At 63.2% G+C, this 23,726-nt stretch carries 19 protein-coding genes; 10 read left to right on the top strand and 9 right to left on the bottom strand.

The annotated features are described in order from the left end of the window. Positions 1-2: 2 nt before the first annotated feature. Genes ACF8FB_RS11915 through ACF8FB_RS11905 form a run of 3 tightly spaced genes read left to right on the top strand, consistent with a single transcriptional unit; the run spans position 3 to position 4,816 of the window. A complete protein-coding gene (locus tag ACF8FB_RS11915; RefSeq protein WP_392511373.1) occupies positions 3-1,286 on the top strand; it encodes a hypothetical protein in 1,284 nt (427 codons plus the stop codon). 50 nt (positions 1,287-1,336) lie between these two features. Further along, entirely contained in the window at positions 1,337-2,173 is an 837-nt protein-coding gene (locus ACF8FB_RS11910) for an outer membrane lipoprotein-sorting protein (protein ID WP_003253956.1), read from the top strand. 33 nt (positions 2,174-2,206) lie between these two features. Further along, positions 2,207-4,816 (top strand): RND family transporter, encoded by a 2,610-nt coding sequence (locus ACF8FB_RS11905; protein WP_392511372.1) that lies wholly within the window; start codon positions 2,207-2,209, stop codon positions 4,814-4,816. A 69-nt stretch (positions 4,817-4,885) separates the two neighbouring features. Here ACF8FB_RS11905 and ACF8FB_RS11900 read toward each other — a convergent pair whose 3' ends face one another. From ACF8FB_RS11900 to prpR, 3 genes are all read right to left on the bottom strand, one after another. Then, positions 4,886-5,269: a MerR family transcriptional regulator gene (locus tag ACF8FB_RS11900; RefSeq protein WP_003253954.1), complete on the bottom strand. Its 384-nt coding sequence runs from the start codon at positions 5,267-5,269 to the stop codon at positions 4,886-4,888. 165 nt (positions 5,270-5,434) lie between these two features. Next, complete coding sequence (locus ACF8FB_RS11895; RefSeq protein ID WP_003253953.1) at positions 5,435-6,013, bottom strand: NAD(P)H-dependent oxidoreductase; 579 nt, start codon at positions 6,011-6,013, stop codon at positions 5,435-5,437. 216 nt (positions 6,014-6,229) lie between these two features. Further along, positions 6,230-8,182, bottom strand: coding sequence for a propionate catabolism operon regulatory protein PrpR (prpR, locus tag ACF8FB_RS11890; RefSeq protein WP_392511371.1), 1,953 nt, complete (start codon positions 8,180-8,182; stop codon positions 6,230-6,232). 202 nt (positions 8,183-8,384) lie between these two features. On the opposite strand from prpR, the gene ACF8FB_RS11885 reads away from it, so the two are divergent. The 7 genes from ACF8FB_RS11885 (at position 8,385) to ACF8FB_RS11855 (ending at position 15,552) form a co-directional block, all read left to right on the top strand. Further along, positions 8,385-9,443, top strand: coding sequence for a phosphotransferase family protein (locus tag ACF8FB_RS11885; RefSeq protein ID WP_049586209.1), 1,059 nt, complete (start codon positions 8,385-8,387; stop codon positions 9,441-9,443). Then, positions 9,440-9,796 (top strand): 4-hydroxypentanoyl-CoA kinase subunit LvaB, encoded by a 357-nt coding sequence (lvaB, locus tag ACF8FB_RS11880; protein WP_392509694.1) that lies wholly within the window; start codon positions 9,440-9,442, stop codon positions 9,794-9,796. The genes ACF8FB_RS11885 and lvaB overlap by 4 nt, the downstream gene beginning before the upstream one ends. Positions 9,797-9,849: 53 nt before the next feature. Next, the gene (locus ACF8FB_RS11875; RefSeq protein ID WP_392509695.1) at positions 9,850-11,022 is read left to right on the top strand and encodes an acyl-CoA dehydrogenase family protein; all 1,173 of its coding nucleotides are present in this window, start codon (positions 9,850-9,852) and stop codon (positions 11,020-11,022) included. Further along, entirely contained in the window at positions 11,022-11,789 is a 768-nt protein-coding gene (locus ACF8FB_RS11870; RefSeq protein WP_350297744.1) for an SDR family oxidoreductase, read from the top strand. The genes ACF8FB_RS11875 and ACF8FB_RS11870 overlap by 1 nt, the downstream gene beginning before the upstream one ends. Positions 11,790-11,872: 83 nt before the next feature. Beyond that, complete coding sequence (locus ACF8FB_RS11865) at positions 11,873-13,519, top strand: acyl-CoA synthetase (RefSeq protein ID WP_350298818.1); 1,647 nt, start codon at positions 11,873-11,875, stop codon at positions 13,517-13,519. A gap of 54 nt (positions 13,520-13,573) precedes the next feature. Continuing rightward, on the top strand, positions 13,574-13,897 hold the full coding sequence (locus ACF8FB_RS11860; protein WP_010953705.1) for a DUF485 domain-containing protein: 324 nt from the start codon (positions 13,574-13,576) through the stop codon (positions 13,895-13,897). Then, positions 13,894-15,552 carry a cation acetate symporter gene (locus ACF8FB_RS11855; protein WP_392509696.1) on the top strand — a complete coding sequence of 553 codons (1,659 nt, stop codon included), beginning with the start codon at positions 13,894-13,896 and terminating at the stop codon, positions 15,550-15,552. Before ACF8FB_RS11860 ends, ACF8FB_RS11855 begins: the two co-directional genes overlap by 4 nt. Positions 15,553-15,813: 261 nt before the next feature. Here ACF8FB_RS11855 and ACF8FB_RS11850 read toward each other — a convergent pair whose 3' ends face one another. From ACF8FB_RS11850 to ACF8FB_RS11825, 6 genes are all read right to left on the bottom strand, one after another. Further along, complete coding sequence (locus tag ACF8FB_RS11850; protein WP_010953707.1) at positions 15,814-16,722, bottom strand: NAD(P)-dependent oxidoreductase; 909 nt, start codon at positions 16,720-16,722, stop codon at positions 15,814-15,816. A gap of 56 nt (positions 16,723-16,778) precedes the next feature. Next, positions 16,779-18,158, bottom strand: coding sequence for an aspartate aminotransferase family protein (locus ACF8FB_RS11845; protein ID WP_392509697.1), 1,380 nt, complete (start codon positions 18,156-18,158; stop codon positions 16,779-16,781). A gap of 95 nt (positions 18,159-18,253) precedes the next feature. After that, positions 18,254-19,507, bottom strand: coding sequence for an aspartate aminotransferase family protein (locus ACF8FB_RS11840; RefSeq protein ID WP_392509698.1), 1,254 nt, complete (start codon positions 19,505-19,507; stop codon positions 18,254-18,256). A gap of 37 nt (positions 19,508-19,544) precedes the next feature. Continuing rightward, the gene (locus ACF8FB_RS11835) at positions 19,545-20,969 is read right to left on the bottom strand and encodes a gamma-aminobutyraldehyde dehydrogenase (RefSeq protein WP_392509699.1); all 1,425 of its coding nucleotides are present in this window, start codon (positions 20,967-20,969) and stop codon (positions 19,545-19,547) included. A 77-nt stretch (positions 20,970-21,046) separates the two neighbouring features. Continuing rightward, positions 21,047-22,378 (bottom strand): APC family permease, encoded by a 1,332-nt coding sequence (locus ACF8FB_RS11830; protein ID WP_010953711.1) that lies wholly within the window; start codon positions 22,376-22,378, stop codon positions 21,047-21,049. A gap of 12 nt (positions 22,379-22,390) precedes the next feature. After that, positions 22,391-23,548: an iron-containing alcohol dehydrogenase gene (locus tag ACF8FB_RS11825; protein WP_392509700.1), complete on the bottom strand. Its 1,158-nt coding sequence runs from the start codon at positions 23,546-23,548 to the stop codon at positions 22,391-22,393. Positions 23,549-23,726 lie beyond the last annotated feature (178 nt).

Genomic DNA, 23,726 nt, shown 5'->3' with positions numbered 1-23,726 from the left:
CCATGGCTCGACTGGGATTGAACCGCGGCCTTTTGGCCGCGCTGGTCAGCCTCGGCCCGCCAGCGGCGATCGCCGAGTGGTTGCCGGAGCATCATGAAGCGGAGATCGGCGTTGCCACGGCCGTGCGTCTGCACGGTGACGACCGGGTCACGCAAAAAGCCGTGTACCTCAAGTTCAGCCTGGAGGATGCCTGGGACAGCGGCTACTACAAGGCCAAGGGCCGAGCCCGTTATGACTTCCGTTATGACGGCAACAACCCATACAGCGCGCAAGCCCGGGACGATTACCGGGCCACTGCCGATTGGCGGCACCTTTACTGGGGGCTCTACGTCGGTGACGGCGAGCTGACGGTGGGCTGGCAGCAGGTGGTGTGGGGGCGTGCAGATGAATTACGGGTGCTCGATCAGATCAACCCGCTGGATTATCGCGAGGGTGTGATCGGTCTGTTGGAAGACAGCCGCATCGCCGTGCCGATGATTCGCCTGGTGCAGCCGGTCGCCGAGTGGGAGCTGGAAGCGCTGGTGATCACTGACTTTGTGAAAAACCAGGCGCCGGCCGTCGGCAGCGAGTTCGATGCACCGATCTTTGCCACACCCGATCCGCAGATGTTCGTGGTCGATTCGCGGCCCGGTTATGACGGTCACAGTGGCTTCGGTTACGGCGCCAGTGCCAACGGCCGGGTCGGCACGGTGGATGTCAGCTTCGTTGCCCTCAACGCCCGCCAACAGGACCCGGTTTACGCCGTCGAAGGCCAGACCGAAGAGGGCCTGATTCGCCTTGAGCGGCAATTCCCGCGCTATTCCATGGGCGGTGCCGGTGTGGCCATCGATGCCGGCCACAGCATCGTGGTACGCAGTGAAGTCGCCTACTTCGACAATTGGCGCGTCACCAATCCTTACCGCGCTTACGGCAGCGACCAGACGGCTATGACCAAGTCGCTGCTGGGCGTCGATTACCTCTTGCGGGACTGGCTGATCTCGACGCAGTGGCAACATCAGCGGCTGCTCGACTGGCAGCCCGGCATGGTCCAGGACAAACGCGACGACCTGTTCACCGTGTCTGCCGAAGGCTCGCAGTTCCAGGATCGCCTCAAGACCCGTCTGGTATTCGGCATGTCGCCGCCAGCGCAGGACGACAGTTTCGTTCAGGGGATCTTCACCTACAAACCGGTGGACTGGCTCAAGTTGGGGCTCGAAGTCGATGTGTTCTTCGGCAAGCCCGACCGCCAGTTCGGTGCGTACGCCAACCGCGACCAGGTGCGCTTGTCCGCCGGTTATCTGTTCTGACCACACCGGTGCGGTGTGCGAACCACTTAAACAATGAAAAGGAAATCGCCATGTTGCCCATCTTCAAGACCCTGACTGTAAGCGCACTGCTGCTGAGCGCCGCTGCCGCCATGGCAGCTGAAACACGCACGGCCGACGACATCATTCGCCAGGCCCGGGACCGCGACGACGGCAAGAGCTTCATGTCCCAGGTGTCCCTGATCCTGATCGACAAGCAAGGTAACAGCCGCATCCGCGAGTTCAGCTACCTGCAAAAGGATTACCCGGACAGCGACAAATTCACCATGTATTTCTCCGCGCCGAGTGATGTGCGTGATGTCGCCTTCCACATCGAAAACCCGCGCGAGGCCCTGGGCCTCGAAGACAGCCAGTGGATGTATTTGCCGGTCAGCCGACAGACCCGAAGGATTTCCACCACCGACAAACGCGGGGCGTTCATGGGTAGCGACTACTCCTATGCCGACCTCGACAAGATTCGCGCCGAAGACTATCGCCAAACGCTGGTTGGCGAAGAGCAGTTGCAGGGCCGCGATTGCTACGTGATCGAGCGTGAGCCGGCGACGCCTGCCGTGCTGGCCAAGACCGGCTACAACAAGCTCAAGGTCTGGGTTGACAAGAAGAACTCACTGGTGCTGCGCCAGGACTTCTTCGATGTAAAAGGTGTGATGTTCAAGCAGATGCGCACCCTGAAGACTGAAACCATCGACCAGATCGACAGCATTACCTTCAGCGAAACCGAGGACTTCATCGCCGGTACGCGTTCTCAGCTGCGCTTCAATCAGTTGCAGTACAACGTCGCGCTGGACGACCGCCTGTTCACGCAGACCGCGATCAAGCGCGGGCTGAAAGCCGGCGACTTGCCGGAATACGCCGTGTCTGCCCGCTAAGCGCCGCTCTCGATTCATCTGGAACCCTCATTCATGGAAAGATACCTGAACTTCGTCGAGCGCTATGCGCGGGCAATTGTGTTCGTGTTGGTGGCGATCACCGCCTACTTCACCTACACCCTCGGCGCGTTGATGTCGGACACCAATCCGTATCTGCTCAAGGACACTCACCCGGCGCGCAAGACGATCATTGATCTGCAGCGCGAGTTCACCGGCACGTATGACTCGGTCATGGTGGCGCTGAACAACCCCGTGAGTGTCTTCAACACCACGTCGCTGAACGCCCAGTTCGAGCTGTCCCAGGCCATACGTCGGTTGATGCTGGCGAATGATGAGGACCGTGTCGAACTGCAGCGCATCGTCGGCCTCCACAGTGACGACCCTGATGCCCAGGGTTTGCTGGTGCAGATCCTCGCCGAGGGTTTTTCGCAGAACGATTACGCTGCCGCCAAAGCGCTGCGCGACCATGGGATTGCCCGGCACTGGGACAGCCATGACCTGCAGTTTTTGAGCTTTCTTGCCGAGCGGATCAACCCGATCCAGGAAATGGCCTCGATGGCTGACCTGGAAAACATCAGTTTGAGTGCCGATGGCGAGTTGTGGATCCACAAGACCCTGCACGCCCTGGATATGGACCCGATCAAGGTCGAAGCGCAGATCATGGGCAACGAGCAGATGGTCGGTGGCGTCGTCTCGGCGGACAAGAAAGTCGCCATGGTCGTCGCTGAACTGGGCACCAAACAGGACGACGCTCAGGCCCAGTTGCGTGCCTATCACCAGGTCCGCGAGATCATCGCGAAGTACCAGGCCGCCCACCCGGAGTTCACCGATGAGGTGTTCATCGCCGGCATGCCGATCTTCATTGCGGCCCAGCAGGAAATCATCGATCACGACCTGGCGATGCTGTTCCCGATCGTGTTCCTGTTGGTGACCTCTCTGCTGGTTTTCTTCTTTCGCAAACCACTTGGCGTGGTGCTGCCGCTGTTCAATATCCTGTTCTGCACCATCTGGACCCTTGGCCTGATGGCGCTGCTGCGGGTGCCGATGGACTTGCTCACCAGTGTCTTGCCGGTGTTCCTGTTCACCATCTGTTGTGCCGACGCGATCCACGTCATGGCCGAATATTACGAACAGCTCAATTCGGGTAAGTCTTTCCGCGAAGCCAACCGTGAAACCCAGCGCCTGATGGTCACGCCGGTAGTGTTGACAACGGTCACGACGATTGCGACGTTCCTGATTTCCACCACCAACAACATTGTCAGCATCCGCAACTTTGGCGTGTTCATGTCCATCGGCCTGACGGCGGCGCTGATCATCTCGTTGCTACTGATTCCGGCGTGGATTTCGATCTGGGGCAAAGATGCCGTCCCGCGCAAAGTGCAACTGAAAGCGTCGCTGATCTCCCACTATCTGGTGGTGTTCTGTGCCTGGCTGATTCGCTGGCGCAAGCCGGTATTGCTGGTGACCCTGCCGTTGTTGGCGATGATGACGGTGTTCACGTTCAAGGTGGATATCGAAGACTCGGGCATTGCCTACTTCAAGAAGGACAGCCCGGTGCGGATGTCCGACGAATTCATCAACCGGGCCGGAGTCGCGGGTACATCGCCGGGCTGGATCGCTTTCGACACCAAGACTCCGCGTGGCGCGCTGACCACTGAAACCGTGCAGTTCCTCGACCGTCTGGACCAGTTCATCAAGGCCCAGCCGAACGTGAGTTACACCTATTCGGTGGCGACCTACATCAAGCGCATGAACCTCGTGCTCAACGACATGAACCCTGCTTTCCTGCGGGTGCCGCAGGCGGTGGAGCAGGTGACGGTGGTCGATGATGACGGCAAACCGGAGACCTTCGATGTCGATGGCAACTCGCTCATCGAACAACACATCATGATGTTCGAGAACGGTGGCGGCACTGACTTGCAGAACGTGCTCAATGCCGATTACTCGAAGGCGGTGACGCTGTTCACCATGACCTCCTCTGTGGCGGGCGATTACCAGGCGATGCTCGATAAACTAGACGCCTGGCTGGCCATCAACAAACCGGCCAACCTGCAGGTCACCCATGCCGGTACGCCGTACATATGGACCGGGGTGTTGCAGGAAATCACCCAGGGTCAGGTGCTGAGCTTCTCGCTGGCGTTGCTGGCCGTGACCTTGATGATGATGTTCTGGCTCAAGTCAGTACGCCTGGGCATCCTCGGCATGCTGACGTTGCTGACCACGTCGGTGACGGTTTACGGCAGCATGTACCTGTTGGATATTGAGTTGAACATCGGTACCACATTGGTGACGTTCCTGGTGGTGGGCGTGGTGGATTACGCCGTTCACCTGCTGTCACGGATCAAGATGCTGGTGCAGAAGGGCATCGAGATCGACGAGGCCATCCTGGCGGCCATGCAGGGCGTCGGGCGCTCGACGGTGGTCAACGTCGTGATCTTCTCGATGGGCTTTGTCGCGCTGCTGTTCTCCGCCTACAAACCCGTCATTGACCTGGGTGTACTGGTGATACTGGCGCTGTCATCCAGCGGCTTCATGACCATTTTGTTGGTCACGCTGATTTCGCCGTGGTTCTTTGCCTCGATTGTGCCGCAGCCAGCAGTGCAAGAGGGCGAGCAGCCGGGGGGTGGGGCTGTGCCAGGCTAAATCGCCGGGGCGCCTGCGTGCTGAAAACGGCACCGGGCGCCATGGCCGTTCAGGGGCGGCGGAGCGGATTCAGCGGGCTTTTTCCAGGTGTTCGAACTGGCATTGCATCTGAGCATCCTTGAGGCTCAGCTCAAACTCAACCAAGCCGTCATGCACTTGCTGCAAGGCCTGGATCTGCCCCATCAATTCCTGCTTTTTGTTATCGATGGCCTGCATGGCCAGATCCCAGGGCAGCTCCTGGCCGCGATGATCCTGCAGAATGGCCTGCATTTCCTTGAGCTTGAAACCGAGTTGCTGAGCGCATTTGATGAAGGTCAGCAGCTCTACGCTTTGCTGGCTGTAGATGCGGTACTTGCCTTCGCGTTGCGGTGGGGGCAGCAGGCCGATTTCTTCGTAATGGCGGATGCTTTTGACGGTGGTGCCCGACAGCTGGGCGGCTTTGCCAATGTACATGAAAATCCCTTTTTTGACGCATCAGAAGCGAAAAGATGTCGCGTGCTCGTACAGGCGCGCGACATTTTTGCACAAGCGTCAGGGGGTGGGAAGCCAGGCTGAACAAGGCGTCACAGCAGGGCGGCTCGGCTGGGCAGCGCAGGGGCACGGCCCGACCGGGGCCGATCAGCGGCTGGCGACGGCCTGGACTTGTTTGAGCCAGGCTTCACGCTGTTCCGGCTTGGAGCCCAATACCGGACCGAAGGTCAGGGTTTTCAGGGGTTTTATGCCGCAGAACTCCAGGGTGGTCTTGCGCATCTGGTGCAGGCCCGGCATGCGATACACCCACCGGTAGTACCACGGCGGCGTGTCCATGGTCACCAGTAGGTGAGCCGTGCGGCCCTTGAGCAGCTTATCCGGGAAGGGCGAGCCCTTGCGGTACTTGAAGGCAAAACCGGGCAGAAACACGCGGTCGAAGAACCCCTTGAGCAATGCCGGAATGCCGCCCCACCAGATCGGGTACACCAATGTCAGGTGTTCGGCCCAGGTAATGTCGTTCTGTGCGTTGATCAGATCGGGCTCAAGCAACTGGATCTGGTTATAGCCATCGTGCAAGACCGGATCGAAATCCAGGGTATCCAGGCGCAGCAGGCGCACCTCATGGCCTGCTTGCGTGGCAGCCTCGACATAACGTTCGGACACCGCGCCGCAAAAGCTGTCGTTCGAAGGGTGGCCGAGGATTACGAGCATGCGTTTGCGCTTCATGACAAACTCCAGGTAATGAAGTGCCAAGGGTAAAGTCTGCCCCTTACGGTAGAGTCAAGCCTTGCCGGTTAGCGGTAGCGACAGACAGTCCAGCAGCATCGCTAGCAACCCGGCGATGTACGTCGAGCCAGTCAGTTCGCGGATGATTAGACGGTATAGGGCCTTGAGGCTGTCCAACCAGACGTCATGGGTTGAACATGGGATTGGGGCTTTCATTCAATTGGCAGATCGCAAGCGCCGCCACAAGGTTGTGCGGCTGATGCCGAGACGGCGGGCGGCTTCGTCGAGGTTGCCGCGGCAGCTTTCCAACGTTTCCTTTACATGGCGCAGTTGCGCGACCTTGCCGATGGTGTGCAGGTCCGTTTCGCCTGACGACTTTTTCCGGGCGGGTGAAGGGGGAGGGCCTTCGCACAGTTCAGGTAGCACGCGTGCCAGGTACTGCTCGTTCACGCGGTGTTCCTCAAGCAGTTCGCGTGCCGAGAGCATCGCGCGCTCGATCACATTCTCCAGTTCCCGGACATTGCCCGGCCAGGCATAGCGTTCAAGGTACGGCAGCAGCGCGGCGGGGATGTCTGCAGCTCCCGGTGGTTGCCCCTGAACGAGCAGGCGCTGGCTGATGCCCCGGCAGATCAGGGCAATGTCCTCAGGGCGCTCTCGCAGCGGGGTGGTCTGCAGACGCAGGATGTTGAGCCGGAAATACAGGTCGGTACGGAAATCGCCATCGTCCATGGCGCTGCGCAGGTCCTTGTGGGTGGCGGCAATGATGCGCACGTCGATGGCAATCGGTTCGGTGCTGCCCAGGCGCAGGACTTCGCGCTCTTGCAGCACGCGCAGCAGGCGTGTTTGCAGCGACACCGGCATGTCGCCGATCTCGTCGAGGAACAGCGTGCCGCGGTGTGCTGCTTCGAACAGGCCTGGCTTGCCACCTTTGCGCGAGCCGCTGAAGGCGCCTTCCTCGTAGCCGAACAATTCACTTTCCAGCAACGACTCGGGAAACGCCGCGCAGTTGATGGCGACGAAGGGGCCTTGCCGGCGCGGGCTTTCGTTATGGATTCCCTGGGCGAGCAGTTCCTTGCCGGTGCCGCTTTCACCGGTAATCAGGATGGTCGAATGGCTGGTGGCAAAACGCTTGGCCAACTGCAGCATCTCGCGGTTGGCCTTGCTGTTGCCGTTGAGCTGGTCGAGCCGGTAACGGGCAGTGAACGCACCAGGGCGGCGGGTGGATCGGATGCGTTGGTCGGCACGTTGCACAACGGTGATGTCCTGGCAGGTCAGGACCAGGCCGGTACGTTCGCCGTTCTCCAGGATAGGCAGTAAATTGCTCACCACGGCGTGCGAGCCGAGCCGCATCACTCGGTTTTCTTCACCCGTGCCTTCCTGCAGCGCCTGCTGCAGGTCCAGTTCCGGGCACAGCTGCTGCAGCGGCCGGCCCAGCGCTGCGCTAACCGGCAGGTCCAGCAGCTGCGCAAGGGCAGGGTTGAGCGACTGCACCACGCCTTGGTTGTCGACCGCTGCTACGCCGGCGGGGATATGCCGCAGCACGGCATTCAGATGCCGCCGTTTGGCGATCTCGACGCGTTGAGTGTCGAGAATGCCCAGGGCTTCCTCCAGCGCTTTGCGCGCGGTGTCTTCGCTCAGCGACAGCACGCCATGCAGCCCTGCCTGCTCCGCCAGCTCCACCACCGTCGACGAGCCGATGATGCTGCGACAGCCTAGCTGGGCCGCCTGTTCGACGGCCTGGCGGGCCTCTTCCAGGGAGGTGTAGGCGGCCTGGTGAACCTGGACGGTGAAGAGCGCGGCCATGGCTTGCAGGTCGTGGTTGACATGGTTGTAGCTGAGCACGGCCACTTGGGAGGAGCGTTCGCGGGCCTGCCCCAATGCCCGTAGCAGGTCGCCACTGCCCACGCGCATCGCCAGTACCGGGCGTGTCAGGAGTTTGCGCAGGTAGGCGGCGGTCGCCCCGGCGCAGACGAACACATCGACCTTGCCTGCCTGCTCCAATTCTCGGGCGGTCTGTAGTGCTTCAGCCACCGAGGTGTCGAGGACTTCGATACGAGTATCTGGGTAGTCCGTCGTGAGCCCGGCCACCACATGGGCGAGCCGGCTCCGTTGTTGGGGGCGCTGCAAGTGGCTGATCAGCACGACGACCTGGGAGGCAAGAGCATCCATCACGGGGCCTGTTCATATTTGAAATGTTTCGATAATGAATCAATATCTTGCAAATATGCAACAAGCAGCCTGACTTTCGCTCGGCGGTGAGGCGTCAGAACCCAGGCTGTATGCGGCCTGTGGCTGACTTTTGAAGAGTTGGCCCAGGCCTTGCTCTTGGGCTTGTGCCAACCCAGAAACCAAAGGCAGGGCCTACAGACCCATGAGCAGTTCACCAACGATTTCCCCGGCCAGCGATACGTTCGCGGCCATGACTGACGATCACCGCCTGGCCGAGTTCATCCGCGAGCAGGCCTCGGCAACGCGGGTGGTCATCCAGGCGCGCAAGCGCCTGAGCGGCGGCGCTATCCAGGAAAACTGGCTGCTGGACCTGCTGATCGAAGGCGGCCCGTGGGCCGGTGTCCGGCGTTGGGTACTGCGCAGCGATGCGCTTTCAGCGCTACCCGCCAGCCTTGACCGTGAACAGGAGTTCGCCGTGCTGCAGGTGGTTTACCAGGCCGGCGTGAAAGTGCCACGCCCGCTCTGGCTGTGCCGCGATGTGCGCGTGCATGGGCGGGTGTTCTTCCTGATGGAGTATGTGCCGGGTAGCGCTGCCGGCCGCGCGCTCAGCACCGGCGCCGGTCCTCAGGGCCGGGCGCAACTGGCGACGCAGCTTGGCGCCAACCTGGCGCGTCTGCATCAGGTCCGCCCGCCGTGCGCCACGCTGTGCTTCCTGTCCGTTCCGGACAGCTCGCCGGCCCTGGCGACCATCGACGCCTACCGCCGCTACCTCGACACCCTCGCCGATGCCTATCCGGTGCTGGAATGGGGCCTGCGCTGGTGCGAGCTGCATGCGCCGCGCAGCAGCACCCTGTGCCTGTTGCACCGTGACTACCGCACCGGCAACTACCTGGCCAGCGAAGAAGGGCTGGAGGCCGTGCTCGACTGGGAGTTCACCGGCTGGGGAGATCCTTGCGAGGACCTCGGCTGGTTCACCGCCCGTTGCTGGCGTTTTACCCGTCCAGACCTCGAAGCCGGCGGCATTGGCCAGCTGGAGGATTTTCTGCGTGGTTATCACGAGGTGTCTTCGCTGTGCATCGAGCGCAGTCGGCTCCACTACTGGCAAGTCATGGCCACCCTGCGCTGGGCGGTGATTGCCTTGCAGCAAGGGCAGCGCCATCTGTCCGGTGAAGAACCGTCGCTCGAGCTAGCACTGACAGCCCGGCTGTTGCCGGAGCTCGAACTCGACATCCTGCACATGACCGGAGCCGAAGCGCCATGACCCAACCCAACGCCCACGAATTGCTCGAGATCGCCCGCGCGACGCTTCTGGAGCAGCTGCTGCCAGCGCTGCCCGGCGAGTTGCGTTACCCGGCCCTGATGATCGCCAACGCCATGGCCATTGCGGCCCGCGAAAACCGCTTGGGCGCTCAGGCCGAGGATCAGGAGCAGGCGCGTCTGGCCGCCTTGGTCGATGACGCGCCGTCGACATTGCCCGACCTGCGCCGCCAACTGGCTCGCGCCATTCGCCAGGGCAGCCATGACGCCCCGCAAACCCGGCGCACCCTGGTCGAGACATTACGCCAGATCATCGTTGCCCGATTGGCGATCAGCAACCCCAAGGCCTTGCCCTGAAACCGCATCGACCACCCCATTCCTCCGATAGACAAGAACACACAAGGACAGCCATGAACTTCACTCTCCCGGACGAACTGCTCGCCTTGCAGGCCAAGACTCGAGACTTCATTGCCGAACAGGTCATCCCATTCGAGAACGACCCCCGCCAGAACAGCCACGGCCCCAGCGACGCACTGCGCCAGGACCTGGTGCTCTGCGCCCGCGCCGCTGGCTTGCTGACGCCTCACGCCAGCCGCGAAATGGGCGGTCTGGAACTGAGCCATGTGGCCAAGGCGATCGTCTTCGAAGAAGCCGGCTACTCGCCGCTGGGCCCGGTAGCGCTGAATATCCATGCGCCGGACGAAGGCAATATCCACCTGATGGACGTGGTCGCCACCGAAGCGCAGAAGGACCGCTGGTTGCGCCCGCTGGTCCAGGGCCATGCCCGTTCGTGCTTCGCCATGACGGAGCCTGCTCCGGGCTCCGGTTCGGATCCGTCGATGCTGCTCACCACTGCCACCCGCGATGGCGACGACTACCTGATCAATGGTCGCAAGTGGCTGATCACCGGGGCCGAAGGCGCGGACTTCGGCATCATCATGGCGCGCATGGAGGACGGCACCGCGACCATGTTCCTGACCGACATGAAGCGCGACGGCATCATCCATGAACGTCAGCTGGACTCGCTGGACAGCTGTTTTACCGGCGGTCACGGGCAGCTGCGTTTCGACAACCTGCGTATTCCGGCGAGCGATGTCCTCGGCGAGATCGGCAAGGGCTTCCGGTATGCCCAGGTGCGCCTGGCGCCTGCACGCTTGACTCATTGCATGCGCTGGCTCGGTGCCGCGCGCCGCGCCCACGACATCGCCTGCGACTATGCGCGCACCCGGGACGCCTTCGGCAAGCCGCTGGGCGAGCACCAGGGCGTGGGTTTCATGCTGGCCGACAACATGATGGACCTGCACGTGGTGCGTCTGGCGGTCTGGCACTGCGCCTGGGTGCTCGACCAGGGCCGGCGCGCCAATGTCGATTCGAGCATGGCCAAGGTGATCAGCGCCGAGGCGCTGTGGCGGGTGGTCGATCGTTGCGTCCAGGTATTGGGTGGACGCGGGGTGACCGGGGACACCGTGGTGGAGCGGATCTTCCGCGACATTCGCCCGTTCCGCATCTATGACGGCCCGAGCGAAGTGCACCGCATGAGCCTGGCGAAGAAGCTGCTCGACCAGCGCCTGGAGGCCCACTGATGCAGCCGAACCTTGCCCGACTGTTCGCCCTCGACGGGCGTCGCGCCCTGGTGACCGGGGCCTCCAGCGGCCTGGGCCGTCACTTCGCCATGACCCTGGCCGCCGCAGGCGCCGAGGTGGTGGTGACCGCCAGACGCCAGGCGCCGCTGCAGGCGTTGGTGGAGGCCATCGAGGTGGCCGGAGGGCGGGCGCAGGCCTTTGCCCTCGATGTGACGAGCCGTGAGGACATCTGCCGGGTGCTCGATGCCGCCGGCCCGCTGGATGTCCTAGTCAACAATGCGGGCGTGAGCGACAGCCAGCCTATGCTGGCCTGCGATGATCAAACCTGGGACCACGTGCTCGACACCAACCTCAAGGGCGCCTGGGCCGTGGCCCAGGAAAGCGCCCGGCGCATGGTGGTGGCGGGGAAGGGGGGCAGCCTGATCAATGTCACCTCGATCCTCGCCAGCCGTGTGGCCGGCGCCGTCGGCCCTTACCTGGCGGCCAAGGCCGGCCTGGCCCACCTGACCCGCGCCATGGCGCTGGAGTTGGCGCGCCATGGCATCCGGGTGAACGCCCTGGCGCCCGGCTACGTGATGACTGATTTGAACGAGGCCTTCCTGGCCAGCGAGGCCGGTGACAAGTTGCGCTCGCGGATCCCCAGCCGCCGCTTCAGCGTACCGTCGGACCTGGACGGCGCCTTGCTGCTGCTCGCCAGCGATGCCGGGCGGGCGATGAGCGGCGCTGAGATCGTGGTCGATGGCGGCCACCTGTGCAGCAGCCTGTAACGCGCCGTGGCGCAATAACAACAAGAACAGGAGGTAGGTATGTGCGTGCAAAACCTGAGCAATGTGTCGATGAGGTGCCTGCCATGATGGTTCCAACCCTCGAACACGAGCTTGCTCCCAACGAAGCCAACCATGTCCCGCTGTCGCCGCTGTCGTTCCTCAAGCGTGCCGCGCAGGTGTACCCGCAGCGCGATGCGGTGGTTTATGGCGCAAGGCGCTACAGCTACCGTCAGTTGCACGAGCGCAGCCGCGCCCTGGCCAGTGCCTTGGAGCGGGTCGGTGTTCAGCCGGGCGAGCGGGTGGCGATATTGGCGCCGAACATCCCGGAAATGCTCGAGGCCCACTATGGCGTGCCCGGTGCCGGGGCGGTGCTGGTGTGCATCAACATCCGCCTGGAGGGGCGCAGCATTGCCTTCATCCTGCGTCACTGCGCGGCCAAGGTATTGATCTGCGATCGTGAGTTCGGTGCCGTGGCCAATCAGGCGCTGGCCATGCTCGATGCGCCGCCCTTGCTGGTGGGCATCGACGATGATCAGGCCGAGCGCGCCGATTTGGCCCACGACCTGGACTACGAAGCGTTCTTGGCCCAGGGCGACCCCGCGCGGCCGTTGAGTGCGCCACAGAACGAATGGCAGTCGATCGCCATCAACTACACCTCCGGCACCACGGGGGACCCCAAGGGCGTGGTGCTGCATCACCGCGGCGCCTACCTCAACGCCTGCGCCGGGGCGCTGATCTTCCAGTTGGGGCCGCGCAGCGTCTACTTGTGGACCTTGCCGATGTTCCACTGCAACGGCTGGAGCCATACCTGGGCGGTGACGTTGTCCGGTGGCACCCACGTGTGTCTGCGCAAGGTCCAGCCTGATGCGATCAACGCCGCCATCGCCGAGCATGCCGTGACTCACCTGAGCGCCGCCCCAGTGGTGATGTCGATGCTGATCCACGCCGAGCATGCCAGCGCCCCTCCGGTGCCGGTTTCGGTGATCACTGGCGGTGCCGCCCCGCCCAGTGCGGTCATCGCGGCGATGGAGGCGCGTGGCTTCAACATCACCCATGCCTATGGCATGACCGAAAGCTACGGTCCCAGCACATTGTGCCTATGGCAGCCGGGGGTCGACGAGTTGCCGCTTGAGGCCCGGGCGCAGTTCATGAGCCGCCAGGGTGTCGCCCACCCGCTGCTCGAGGAGGCCACGGTGCTGGATACCGATACCGGCCGGCCGGTTCCCGCCGACGGCCTTACCCTTGGCGAACTGGTGGTGCGCGGCAACACCGTGATGAAAGGCTACCTGCACAACCCAGAGGCCACCCGGGCCGCATTGGCCAACGGCTGGCTGCACACGGGCGACCTGGCCGTGCTGCACCCGGATGGCTACGTGGAAATCAAGGACCGGGCCAAGGACATCATCATTTCTGGCGGCGAGAACATCAGTTCGCTGGAGATAGAAGAAGTGCTCTACCAGCACCCCGAGGTGGTCGAGGCTGCGGTGGTGGCGCGTCCGGATTCGCGCTGGGGCGAGACACCTCACGCTTTCGTCACGCTGCGCGCTGATGCACTGGCCAGCGGGGACGATCTGGTGCGCTGGTGCCGTGAGCGTCTGGCGCACTTCAAGGCGCCGCGCCATGTGTCGCTCGTGGACCTGCCCAAGACCGCCACTGGAAAAATACAGAAGTTCGTCCTGCGTGAGTGGGCCCGGCAACAGGAGGCGCAGATCGCCGACGCCGAGCATTGATCGAGTGCAACGCCTGTACCCCCATAACAACAACGACTTTGACCGAGGTGTCCCATGTCCAGCCTGTTATACGCGCGTGTTCGCGCCAATGCCCGGTTCCAGCAACTGGTGGCGCGCAGAAACCGTTTCACCCTGAGCCTGTTCGTGCTGATTCTGGCCACGTTCTATGGCTACATCGGGTTGGTATCGTTTTGGCCCGAACTGATTGCCAGGCGCCTGGCCCAGGGGTCGAACATGACCGTGGGCGTGGCTGCCGGCGCCTTCCTGTTCGTGTTCTTCTGTGCGTTGTCGGCGTTCTACGTGTACCGGGCCAATGGCGAGTTCGATAGCCTGACCCAGGCGCTGCTCAGCGGGCTGGAAGAGGAGCAGGGCGCATGAAAAAACTCGTGCCTCTGGCCCTGCTGCTGCACTCAGGCCTGCTGCTGGCTTCGCCTTCGCTCGACGCTGGTCAGCGTCAGCCGCTCAACCTGCATGCCATCGGCATGTTCATGGTGTTCGTGCTGTTCACCTTGTGCATCACCTGGTGGGCGGCGCGTCGCACACGCTCGACGACAGACTTCTACAGCGCCGGTGGCGGCATCCAGGGCTGGCAGAACGGCCTGGCGCTGGCCGGGGACTACATGTCCGCCTCGACGCTGTTGGGGATCACCGCACTCATCTACACCTCCGGCATGGATGGCTACATCTACCTCATCGCTTTCTTCGCGGGCTGGCCGGTGTTGCTGCTGTTGATGACCGAGCGGCTGCGCAACCTGGGCCGCTTCACCTTTGCCGATATCACCTCGTATCGCCTCGACCAAGGCAAGGTGCGCACCATGGCCGCCATCGGCTCGCTGACCGTGGTGTGTTTCTACCTGGTGGCGCAGATGGTCGGGGCCGGGCAGTTGATCAGGTTGCTGTTCGGCCTGGACTACCACATCGCGGTGGTCATCGTCGGTGCGCTGATGATGCTGTATGTGACCTTCGGCGGCATGGTGGCGACTACCTGGGTGCAGATCATCAAGGCGTTCCTGCTGCTGGTCGGCGGCTCGCTGGTGCTGTTCCTGGCGATGCGCGAGTTCGACTTCAGCTATGACGCGCTGGTGAGCAAGGCCATGGACACCCATGCCCTGGGCGAACGCCTGCTGGCGCCCGGCAGCCTGCTGGCCGACCCGTTGACAGCGCTGTCGCTGAGCCTGGGGCTGGTGTTCGGCACCGCCGGGCTGCCGCATATCCTGATGCGCTTCTTCACCGTCAGCGATGCCCGGGAGGCGCGCAAGTCGGTGCTCTATGCCACCGGGTTCATCGGCTACTTCTTCAATGTCATTTTCCTGCTGGGCCTGGCGTCGATCGTGATCGTCAGTCAGCAGCCGACGTTCTTCGAGGGCGGTGAGGTGGGTGGCAAGCTGCTGGGCGGGGGCAATATGGTGGTCATGCACCTGGCCCAGGCAGTCGGCGGCAACCTGCTGCTGGGTTTCTTGTCTGCAGTGACCTTCGCCACCATCCTGGCTGTGGTTTCAGGCCTGGCTCTGGCCGGGGCGTCCGCCATCGCCCATGACCTGTATGCGCGGGTGATCATGAAGGGCGCGGCCAGCGAGGCGCAGGAGCTGCGGGTGACCAAGTTGGCTACCCTGAGCCTTGGGTTGGTGGCCATAGCCTTGGGCATCCTGTTCGAAAATATCAACGTGGCTTTCATGGTTGCGCTGGCCTTTGGTATTGCCGCTTCGGCCAACTTCCCGGTGCTGTTCCTGTCGATGTTCTGGTCGGGGCTGACCACCCGCGGCGCATTGGCCGCTGGCTACGTCGGGTTGCTCAGTGCCATGGGCTTCGTGGTGTTTTCCAAGCTGGTGTGGGTGGATGTGTTGCACTTTGCCGAACCGCTGTTCCCCTATACCCAGCCCGCGCTGTTCTCCATGCCGCTGGCGTTTTTGGTGGCGTATGCGGTTTCCCGGATGGACCGCACTGCGCGGGCCAAGGCCGAAAGGGCGGCCTTCGCCGACCAGTTCGTCCGTGGCCAGACCGGCCTTGGTGCCAGCGGTGCCGTCGATCATTGAGTTACCCGCGGCCGCAAGCGCAGGAGTGCCAGCGGCCGTGTGATAGCTCGCTAGTAACCTCTGAAGATCTCCCCGATGCTGGTAATCGGATGCCCCATGTGCTGCGCCGTCCCCCGGTTGACGAGGGACGGCCGAGGGGCAAGTAGGGCACTCAGGAAAATGGCCAGCGTCAACACGGCAAGTAGAAAACCAAATCGGCGCATAGGATCCTCCAGCGTTTTTTATAGTTGTTGTCGTCGGGTTCAATCCGCGAAAGCACGGTTAATGCCCTGGCTCTTGCTCGCGGGCGAATGACTTGGTCGTGGCTGCGATGTCCTGGTCGCCGTAGCCCATTGCGGCCGCACGCTGCACGACCTGGCACACCGCATCGAAGACCGGGGTCCAGACGCCTTGTGCGTGCAGGGATTGGGCAATGTGCGCGAAGGCGTCCGCATGCACATCGAGCCTCGCCTGGTCACCTTTGAAATCTTGCGTTTCGAGCCGGCGTACGGCTTCCTCGAGTGCGTCAGCGACGAAAAAACGTGATGTTTCGAGCAGGAGCCTTGCCGTCTTCGAAACAGGCAGGCCAAAACGATCGCCGGCACCCACGGCCTCGAAGAAAGTCACCATCGCGGCAAACGCATGCGCGTGAAGGACGGTCGCAAAGGCCAATGCTTCGTCCCAGGGAAGGAACACCGTATGGCCGGCGAGCCCCTCAAGCAGCGCCCGATGCTGCTCGAAGGCTTCACGATCGCCGGTATGAATGCTGTGGCTTTCGCGGTGGCCGACGTTGCGGGGGTAGGCCACGATCATCCCTTTGACGTAATGGCCGCCCGCCTGATTGACGAGGCCCTGAAGCGCCAGGCCTTCGTCTTGGGCGTTGGTCGTGTAATCGACGATCGTACGATGGGCGAGTGCACGCGCCACACCCGGCATCCCGAGGACCTCGTGGGTCGCGTGGTTGTCCAGGAGCACGAAGATCGTGGCCGGGCTTGCGCTCAGCGCGGCTTTGACGCTTTCGCACAGATGAGCGCCAGCGGCGACGAGTGCCGCGGCCTTGCCGGGTGATCGGTTCCAGATCGCGACGCGCTTGCCTTGCTTGAGCAACACTTGGGCCATGATGGTTCCCATGGCACCGAGCCCGATCACGGAAACGTCGAACTCGAAGCTTTCATCACTGTGTTCACGCACGGTCAAACCCTCATGATTGTTGTTTTACGTGAGTAGCCATCAGATGCAGCCTTTGCTCACAGCAGGTGCTGTGAGCGCGCCCAATCCGTCGCGTCAGCCAGCGTCCGCTCGAAGGCGCTGAAGATCGCCTCGATATCGTCCTGGGTGGTAATCAACGGAGGACAGAAGGCGATCGTGTCGTAGATGGCGCGAATGATCAGCCCATGCTTGTGAGCCTGTTTGAACACGTAGCCGCCCAACGTCCCTGGCTGGGCGAACGGTTGGCGGGTGGCCTTGTCGGCAACCAGTTCGATCCCGCCCATCAGCCCGACGCCTCTGACGTTGCCGACCAACGGGTGGTCTTCGAACGCGCGCAGGTGGCGCTGGAACACGGGGGCCAGGTGCTGCACATGGCCGACCAGATCGCGCTCTTCGATGATGCGGATGTTTTCCAGCGCAACCGCCGTGGCGACGGGGTGGCCCGTGCAGGTCAGGCCGTGGGCGAATGCCCCCAGGCGCTGGCTCTGGCTCACCAGTACATCGTTCATGGCATCGGACACCACCACGGCCGCCAGCGGCTGGTATGAGGAGGTGAGCTGCTTGGAGAGCACCATGATGTCGGGCTGGATGCCGTACAGCTGAGAGCCGAACATTGTGCCAAGCCTGCCAAAGCCGGTGATGATTTCGTCGATCACCACGAGGATGTCGTAGCGTTTGCACACCGCCTGGATCGCCGCCCAGTAGCCTGTGGGAGGAGGGATCACGCCACCTGCCGCGATTACCGGCTCGCCGATGAACGCGGCGATGGTTTCCGGCCCTTCGGCAAGGATATAGCGTTCCAGTTCGTTCGCCAGACGGACCGTAAAGGCCTCTTGCGATTCTCCTGGCCGAGCAAATCGGTAGAAGTTCGGGCAGGTCAGGTGATGAACCGGGATGGCCGGCAGATCGAAGTCACGGTGCATCGATGGGATGCCGGTCAGGCTTGCTGCGGCGACGGTGGCGCCGTGATAGGCCTGTTGTCGAGAGATGAATTTCTTTTTGGCGGGCCGGCCCAGTGCGTTGTTCACGTACCACACCATTTTCACCACCGAATCATTGGCCTCGGAACCTGAGTTGGTGAAGAACACATGGTTCAGATCACCCGGCGCCAGCGCTGCCAACTTGGCGGCGAGCGCTGCGGCAGGCGCATTGGTCTTGTGGCTGAAGCTGTGGTAGTAGGGCAGTTGCTTGAACTGCTCGACGGCAGCATCGACCAGGCGCTGTTCACTGAAGCCCAATGCCGCGCTCCACAGGCCCGACATGGCTTCGAGGTAGGCATTGCCTTGCTCGTCAAAGACCCGGACGCCGTCACCTCTGGCGATCACGAGTGGCCCGACCTCTCGGTGCTGGGCCAGGTTGGTGTTGGGATGAATGAGTGCCGCCAGATCGTTCTGAACGGTTGAAGAGTGGGTGCTCATTGGCTCATGTTCCTGTCGCAGGGCGAGGGTTGCCCGCAGGTGAGCAGGTGGCGTGCGCCCAGTGTCCGCTCCGGGTGCACGCCTGGACCCTGCAGTTACTGGCGAAGCGCTGCCGCGACCGCCTCGCCGAAGGCGTTCAGGCCCTGTTCGAGCTGGTCGGTCGGGGTGTTCACCGGCGGCATCAGCTTGATGATTTCGCCATTCGGGCCGCAGCGGTCGACCAGCACGCCCGCTTGCAGAACGCGCTGCTGGGCATCCTTGGCCAAGGCCACGTTGCCGCGGCCGAAATCGATGCCGGCGATCATGCCGCGCGAGCGGGCGGAGGCGACGCCCGGGATCTCCGCGAAGCCGGCAACCGCACGTGTCATGGCCGCGCTGTTGTCGGTCAGCAGCTTCAGGAACTGCTCGTCGCGCCAATAGCCGAGCGCGATCTGCGCGGTCAGGAAGGCCAGCTGGTTGCCGCGGAACGTGCCGATGTGATCGCCCGGCTGCCACACATCCAGCCCGGCGCGGATCAACACGATCGCCATCGGCAGGCCAAAGCCGCCGATGGATTTCGCGCAGGTGATCAGGTCCGGCACGATCCCGGAGCGCTCGAAACCGAAGAAGTCGCCCGTGCGGCCACAGCCAGCCTGGATCTCGTCGCAGATGAGCACCACCCCGTGATCGCGGGTCCATTGGCGCAAACGCTGCAACCACAGGTTGGAGGCCGGGTAGACACCGGCCTGGATCTGCACCGACTCCACGATCACGGCGGCTGGCAGTTCCGATCCGCTGCCCTGGTCGTTGGCCAGCCGCTCGAGGAAGCCCATGCTGTCGAACTCACCGTAAGGGCTGTCTTCGTACGGTACGAACACCACGTCGTTGGACAGCCCGGGGCCTCGGCGGGTGCGGTTCCCAGTGACCGCCAGCGCACCGGCCGTCATGCCGTGGTAAGCCCCGTAGAAGGAGACGACCTTGGTGCGCCCGGTCGCCTTGCGCGCCAGCTTCAATGCCGCTTCGACGGCATCGGCACCGGTCGGGCCGGTGAACTGCACCTTGTAGTCCCAGCCTCGTGGCTTGAGCAGGTCACGCTCGATCGACTCCAGGAACTGGCGCTTGGTGGTGGTGTGCAGGTCGAGGGCATGGGTCACGCCGTTGGCCGACAGGTAGGCGATCAACGCATCGCGCATGCGCGGGTCGTTGTGGCCATAGTTCAGGGCGCCGGCGCCGGCGAAGAAGTCCAGGTACTCGCGGCCATCTTCGCCGCGGATCTTGCTGCCCTGGGCGGTATCGAACACCAGCGGCAAGTCGCGGCAGTACATCCGCACGTTGGACTCGAGCCTTTCGAACGTTTCGATGTTGTTCATGCATAACCTCTTGCAATGATGGGGTGTCGTGGGGCGGTCAGTGCTTGAACATCACGTGGCGGACCAGGGTGTAGTCTTCCAGGCCGTACATGGACAGGTCCTTGCCGTACCCCGACAGCTTCACGCCGCCATGGGGCATTTCGCTCACCAGCATGAAATGGGTGTTGACCCAGGTGCAGCCGTACTGCAGGCGGGCGGCCAGGCGATGTGCCCGCCCCACGTCGGCGGTCCACACCGAAGAGGCCAGGCCGTAGTCCGATTCATTGGCCCAGGTCAGTACCTGGGCCTCATCCTCGAAGGGCGAGACCGTTACCACCGGGCCGAAAATTTCACGGCACACCACCTCGTCTTCCTGCCGGGTGCCGGCCAGGACCGTGGGCTCGAAGAAGAACCCGGGACCTGCGGCGCGCTTGCCGCCCGTGACGACCTCTATATGGGGCTGCTCCCTGGCCCGGTTGACGAAGCCCTCGACACGCTGCAGGTGCTCTTGGGTGATCAGCGGGCCCATTTCGGTTGCCGGGTCATCCTGCAACCCACATTTGATGCTGGACACGGCTTCGCCAAGCTTGCGAACGAACTCCGGGTAGACCGCCTTCTGCACATAGAGGCGACACGCGGCCGTACAGTCCTGGCCGGCGTTGTAAAAGCCGAAGGCGCGAATGCCCTCGACGGCGGCGTCGATGTCGGCATCGTCGAAGATCAGCACGGGGGCTTTTCCCCCCAGCTCCATATGCATGCGCTTAACGCTGTCGGCCGTGCCTTCGATGATGCGGCTTCCGGTACGTACGGAACCGGTCAGCGACACCATGCGCACCAGAGCATGACTGGTCAGCGGCTCACCCACCGTGGCGCCGCGCCCATGAACGATATTGACCACCCCGGCGGGGAAGATATCGGCGAGCAGTTCCCCCAGCTTCAAGGTGCTCATCGGGGTGTGCTCGGAGGGCTTCAGGACCACGGTGTTGCCGCCGGCCAAGGCCGGGCCGAGCTTCCACGCCGCCATCAGCAACGGGTAGTTCCACGGCGCGATGGAGGCGACGACACCGACCGCGTCGCGGCGGATCATCGAGGTGTGCCCCGGGATGTACTCGCCCGCCGCCGAGCCTTGCAGGCAGCGAACGGCGCCGGCGAAGAAGCGGAACACGTCCGACACGGCGGGCAGTTCATCCTGCAGCACGGCCGTGAACGGCTTGCCGCAGTTGTCCGCCTCCAGGCGGGCGAACACCGCGGCCTGGGCGTCGATGCGGTCGGCGAGGGTGAGCAGCAGTGCCGCACGGTCCTTGGGCGGTGTTTGCGACCAGGCTTCGAAGGCCGCATCCGCGCTTTGCACTGCGGCATGGACCTGTGCATGACTGGCCTCGTGGGTCTGTACCAGGACGCGGCCCAGGGAGGGGTTGTAGACGTCCACGTGGTCGCCTTCGCCGGCTACGAGGGCACCATTGATCAGCAGTTTTGTTTGCATGTCGATCTCGTCATTGAGCGGCAAGGCCTGTGGCCTGCCTTGTGATTGTCGTCAGAGCGTTCGATGGGAAGAGGGGGCTATACCAGGGCGTCGGGGACCGGGTTACGGAACAGGCTGGTCCGGCAGGCGAGGTAGACAAGCCCAAGGCCGAGCCAGCAACCGCCCATGATCAGGGCGTCTTTATCCAGGCTGACCAGCATCCACCCGGCCGTGACCAGGCCGATGAGCGGAAAGAGCACCCCGCGCAGCAACCCGGCGCCGTCCTTGACGCGCGCATCGAAGGTGAGCCGCAAGGCGCACAGGTTGACGGCGGTGAAGGCGAGAAAGGCGCCGAAGTTGACCAGGGAAGTCGCGGTTGCGATCGTCAGGCCAAACCCGGCGGTGCCGAAAACACCGCACAGCAAGATGTTGAAGGCCGGGGTCTTGTAGCGCGGGTGCAGCGCGCCGAACAGCCGCCGGGGCAGTTGGTTGTCCCGGCCAAGGGCGTAGAGCAGCCGGCCCACGCTGGCCTGGAATGACATCCCCGCAGCGAAGTGGGCGACGATGATCCCGGTCAGGACCACGGCGAAGAACAGGTCGCCGCCGATCATCCGGGCAATCTCGAAGGCGGCCCCGTCCACAAGCTCGAAAGTGGGGGAGGGGTGCGCCAGGTACATGAAGTACGAGGAGCCGACGTAGACCGAACCGCCGATCAAGGCGACCAGCAGGATGGCGCGCGGCAGCGTGCGGCCAGGGTCGCGGGTTTCCTCGCTCAGCGTGGACAGCGCGTCAAAGCCCAGGAACGAGTAGGCGGCGATGGCGGCGCCGGCCATGCTGGTGGCGAAGGGCACGTCCTGGTTGAAGAACGGCTTGGCCGACAGCAGCCCGCCAGGGCCGTTGGCCGCCACGATGTAGTGCACGCACAGGCCGATGAACACGGCGATGATGACCAGTTGCACCACCATCAACAGCACGTTGAAGCGGTTGGCCACCTGGATGCCGAGCACATTGAGCAGCGAGGTAGAGACGATGAAGCCGGTGATCCACACCCACTGGGGCACCTCGGGGAACGCCATGTTGAGGTAGCTGGCGCCGAGCAGCCAGATCAGCATCGGGATGAAGAAATAGTCCAGCAGGGCGGCCCAGCCCACCATGAATCCGAGGTTGGCATTGAGCATCTTGCGGGTGTAGGTGTAGGCCGAACCTGCCACCGGGAACACCCTGACCAGTCGGCCATAGCTCAAGGCCGTGAACACAACGCCGGTGGCTGCGACCAGGTAGGCCATGGCCGTGGTGTTGCCGCTGGCCTGGGTGATCACGCCGTAGGTGCCGAAGACGATCAGCGGGGCCAGGAAGGCCAGGCCGAACAGCAGCACGGAAAACGGGCCCAGGCTGCGCCTCAACGAGGCGCCGGAGGTTGACTGACTCATGACGGTGCCCTCTTACGCGACGAAGTGGTAAGCGGTGGTGATGATGTCGTGGTAGGCCGCTACGGACATCGCCTTGGCATTGCTGGCGTCGGAGAAGTTCTGCTTGGACTTTTCGGCGATGGTCAGGAAATCGTCCTCGCGCACGCCCTTGACCTCGGCGAAGCGGGGGATGCCCAGGTCCTTGCTCATCTGGAACAGATGGCCGACGGCGGCCTCGGCGGCATCGACCGGAGACAGCGTGGGGTCGATCCCCAACGCGTAGGCGACCTGGGCATGGCGGACGATATCGGCATCACGGTTGTGACCGAACACGAAGGGCAGGAAGATCGCGTTGCCCACACCGTGGGGCGTGTCGTACATGCCGCCGATGGCTTCGGAAATGCAGTGCACGCTGCCGACGTCGGCGTTGCCGAAGGCCATGCCGGCAATCAGGCTGGCCACCAGCATCTGCTCCCGGGCCGCCTGGTTGTCGGGCTCCTGCACGGCCGCCTTGAGGTGCTGGCTGATCAGGCGGATGGCATGCAGCGCCAGGCCGTCGCTGATCGGGTTTGCCACGCGGCAGGTGTAGGCTTCGATGGCATGGGTCAGGGCATCCATGCCGGTTGCGGCTGCAATCGACGGCGGCAGCGTGTCGGTGATATGGGAGTCGAGCAATGCCAGCACCGGGCCGATGCGATAGTCCAGCACGTTCATTTTGAAGTGGCGGGCGGTGTCGGTGATCACCGAGAAGCAGGTCACTTCGCTGCCGGTGCCGGCCGTGGTCGGGATGGCGACGATGGGCGGGATGGCATGGGTAAGCGTGAACGACCCTTCGTAGTCCTCGATACGGCCGTCGTGGGTGAGCAGCAGGCTGATGGCCTTGGCCGCATCCATCGCGCTGCCGCCACCCACGGCCAGCAGGCCGTCGATACCCGTGCCCCGATAGCGCTGGGCGGTGTGGTTGATGTCGTCACTGCGCGGGTTGGCCTTGATGTCCGCCACTTCCTCGTAGGCGATACCGGCCTTGTCGAGGCTGGCGTAGACGCTGTCCAGCAGGCCTGCTGCCTTGACCCCGGCATCGGTCACGATCAACACGCGGGCCAGGCCGAGTTGCCGCAGGTGTTCACCGGTGCGCTCGCGCAGGCCCGGTTCCATCACGATTTTGCTGGGGAGTAGAAACTTGAATTCCATACGTACCTCTTGCTCAATTGTTGTCATTGTCGAAAGGGCAGTGGAGGGGCATCCGCGCCTGGCCGTGTTTAACGGCTCGGGCGTGTAATGTGGGCCTGGCGGTTACGCACGGGCCTGAATGTTGTTGTTTTGGGTCTTGCGTAAACCTGTTGCGAAAAGGCTCCAGCGGAATAAAAAG

Source organism: Pseudomonas sp. yb_2 (assembly GCF_043103905.1).
Classification (GTDB): Bacteria; Pseudomonadota; Gammaproteobacteria; order Pseudomonadales; family Pseudomonadaceae; genus Aquipseudomonas; species Aquipseudomonas alloputida.
Note: the sequence above shows the minus strand (reverse complement) of the source record. Positions and strands in the feature narration are given on the sequence as shown.

Excerpts from the sequence above, each read along its gene's own strand:
- ACF8FB_RS11915 (WP_392511373.1), top strand. The coding sequence starts at position 3 with ATGGCTCGACTGGGATTGAACCGCGGCCTTTTGGCCGCGCTGGTCAGC.
- ACF8FB_RS11910 (WP_003253956.1), top strand. The coding sequence starts at position 1,337 with ATGTTGCCCATCTTCAAGACCCTGACTGTAAGCGCACTGCTGCTGAGC.
- ACF8FB_RS11905 (WP_392511372.1), top strand. The coding sequence starts at position 2,207 with ATGGAAAGATACCTGAACTTCGTCGAGCGCTATGCGCGGGCAATTGTG.
- ACF8FB_RS11900 (WP_003253954.1), bottom strand. The coding sequence starts at position 5,269 with ATGTACATTGGCAAAGCCGCCCAGCTGTCGGGCACCACCGTCAAAAGC.
- ACF8FB_RS11895 (WP_003253953.1), bottom strand. The coding sequence starts at position 6,013 with ATGAAGCGCAAACGCATGCTCGTAATCCTCGGCCACCCTTCGAACGAC.
- prpR (WP_392511371.1), bottom strand. The coding sequence starts at position 8,182 with ATGGATGCTCTTGCCTCCCAGGTCGTCGTGCTGATCAGCCACTTGCAG.
- ACF8FB_RS11885 (WP_049586209.1), top strand. The coding sequence starts at position 8,385 with ATGAGCAGTTCACCAACGATTTCCCCGGCCAGCGATACGTTCGCGGCC.
- lvaB (WP_392509694.1), top strand. The coding sequence starts at position 9,440 with ATGACCCAACCCAACGCCCACGAATTGCTCGAGATCGCCCGCGCGACG.
- ACF8FB_RS11875 (WP_392509695.1), top strand. The coding sequence starts at position 9,850 with ATGAACTTCACTCTCCCGGACGAACTGCTCGCCTTGCAGGCCAAGACT.
- ACF8FB_RS11870 (WP_350297744.1), top strand. The coding sequence starts at position 11,022 with ATGCAGCCGAACCTTGCCCGACTGTTCGCCCTCGACGGGCGTCGCGCC.
- ACF8FB_RS11865 (WP_350298818.1), top strand. The coding sequence starts at position 11,873 with ATGATGGTTCCAACCCTCGAACACGAGCTTGCTCCCAACGAAGCCAAC.
- ACF8FB_RS11860 (WP_010953705.1), top strand. The coding sequence starts at position 13,574 with ATGTCCAGCCTGTTATACGCGCGTGTTCGCGCCAATGCCCGGTTCCAG.
- ACF8FB_RS11855 (WP_392509696.1), top strand. The coding sequence starts at position 13,894 with ATGAAAAAACTCGTGCCTCTGGCCCTGCTGCTGCACTCAGGCCTGCTG.
- ACF8FB_RS11845 (WP_392509697.1), bottom strand. The coding sequence starts at position 18,158 with ATGAGCACCCACTCTTCAACCGTTCAGAACGATCTGGCGGCACTCATT.
- ACF8FB_RS11840 (WP_392509698.1), bottom strand. The coding sequence starts at position 19,507 with ATGAACAACATCGAAACGTTCGAAAGGCTCGAGTCCAACGTGCGGATG.
- ACF8FB_RS11835 (WP_392509699.1), bottom strand. The coding sequence starts at position 20,969 with ATGCAAACAAAACTGCTGATCAATGGTGCCCTCGTAGCCGGCGAAGGC.
- ACF8FB_RS11830 (WP_010953711.1), bottom strand. The coding sequence starts at position 22,378 with ATGAGTCAGTCAACCTCCGGCGCCTCGTTGAGGCGCAGCCTGGGCCCG.
- ACF8FB_RS11825 (WP_392509700.1), bottom strand. The coding sequence starts at position 23,548 with ATGGAATTCAAGTTTCTACTCCCCAGCAAAATCGTGATGGAACCGGGC.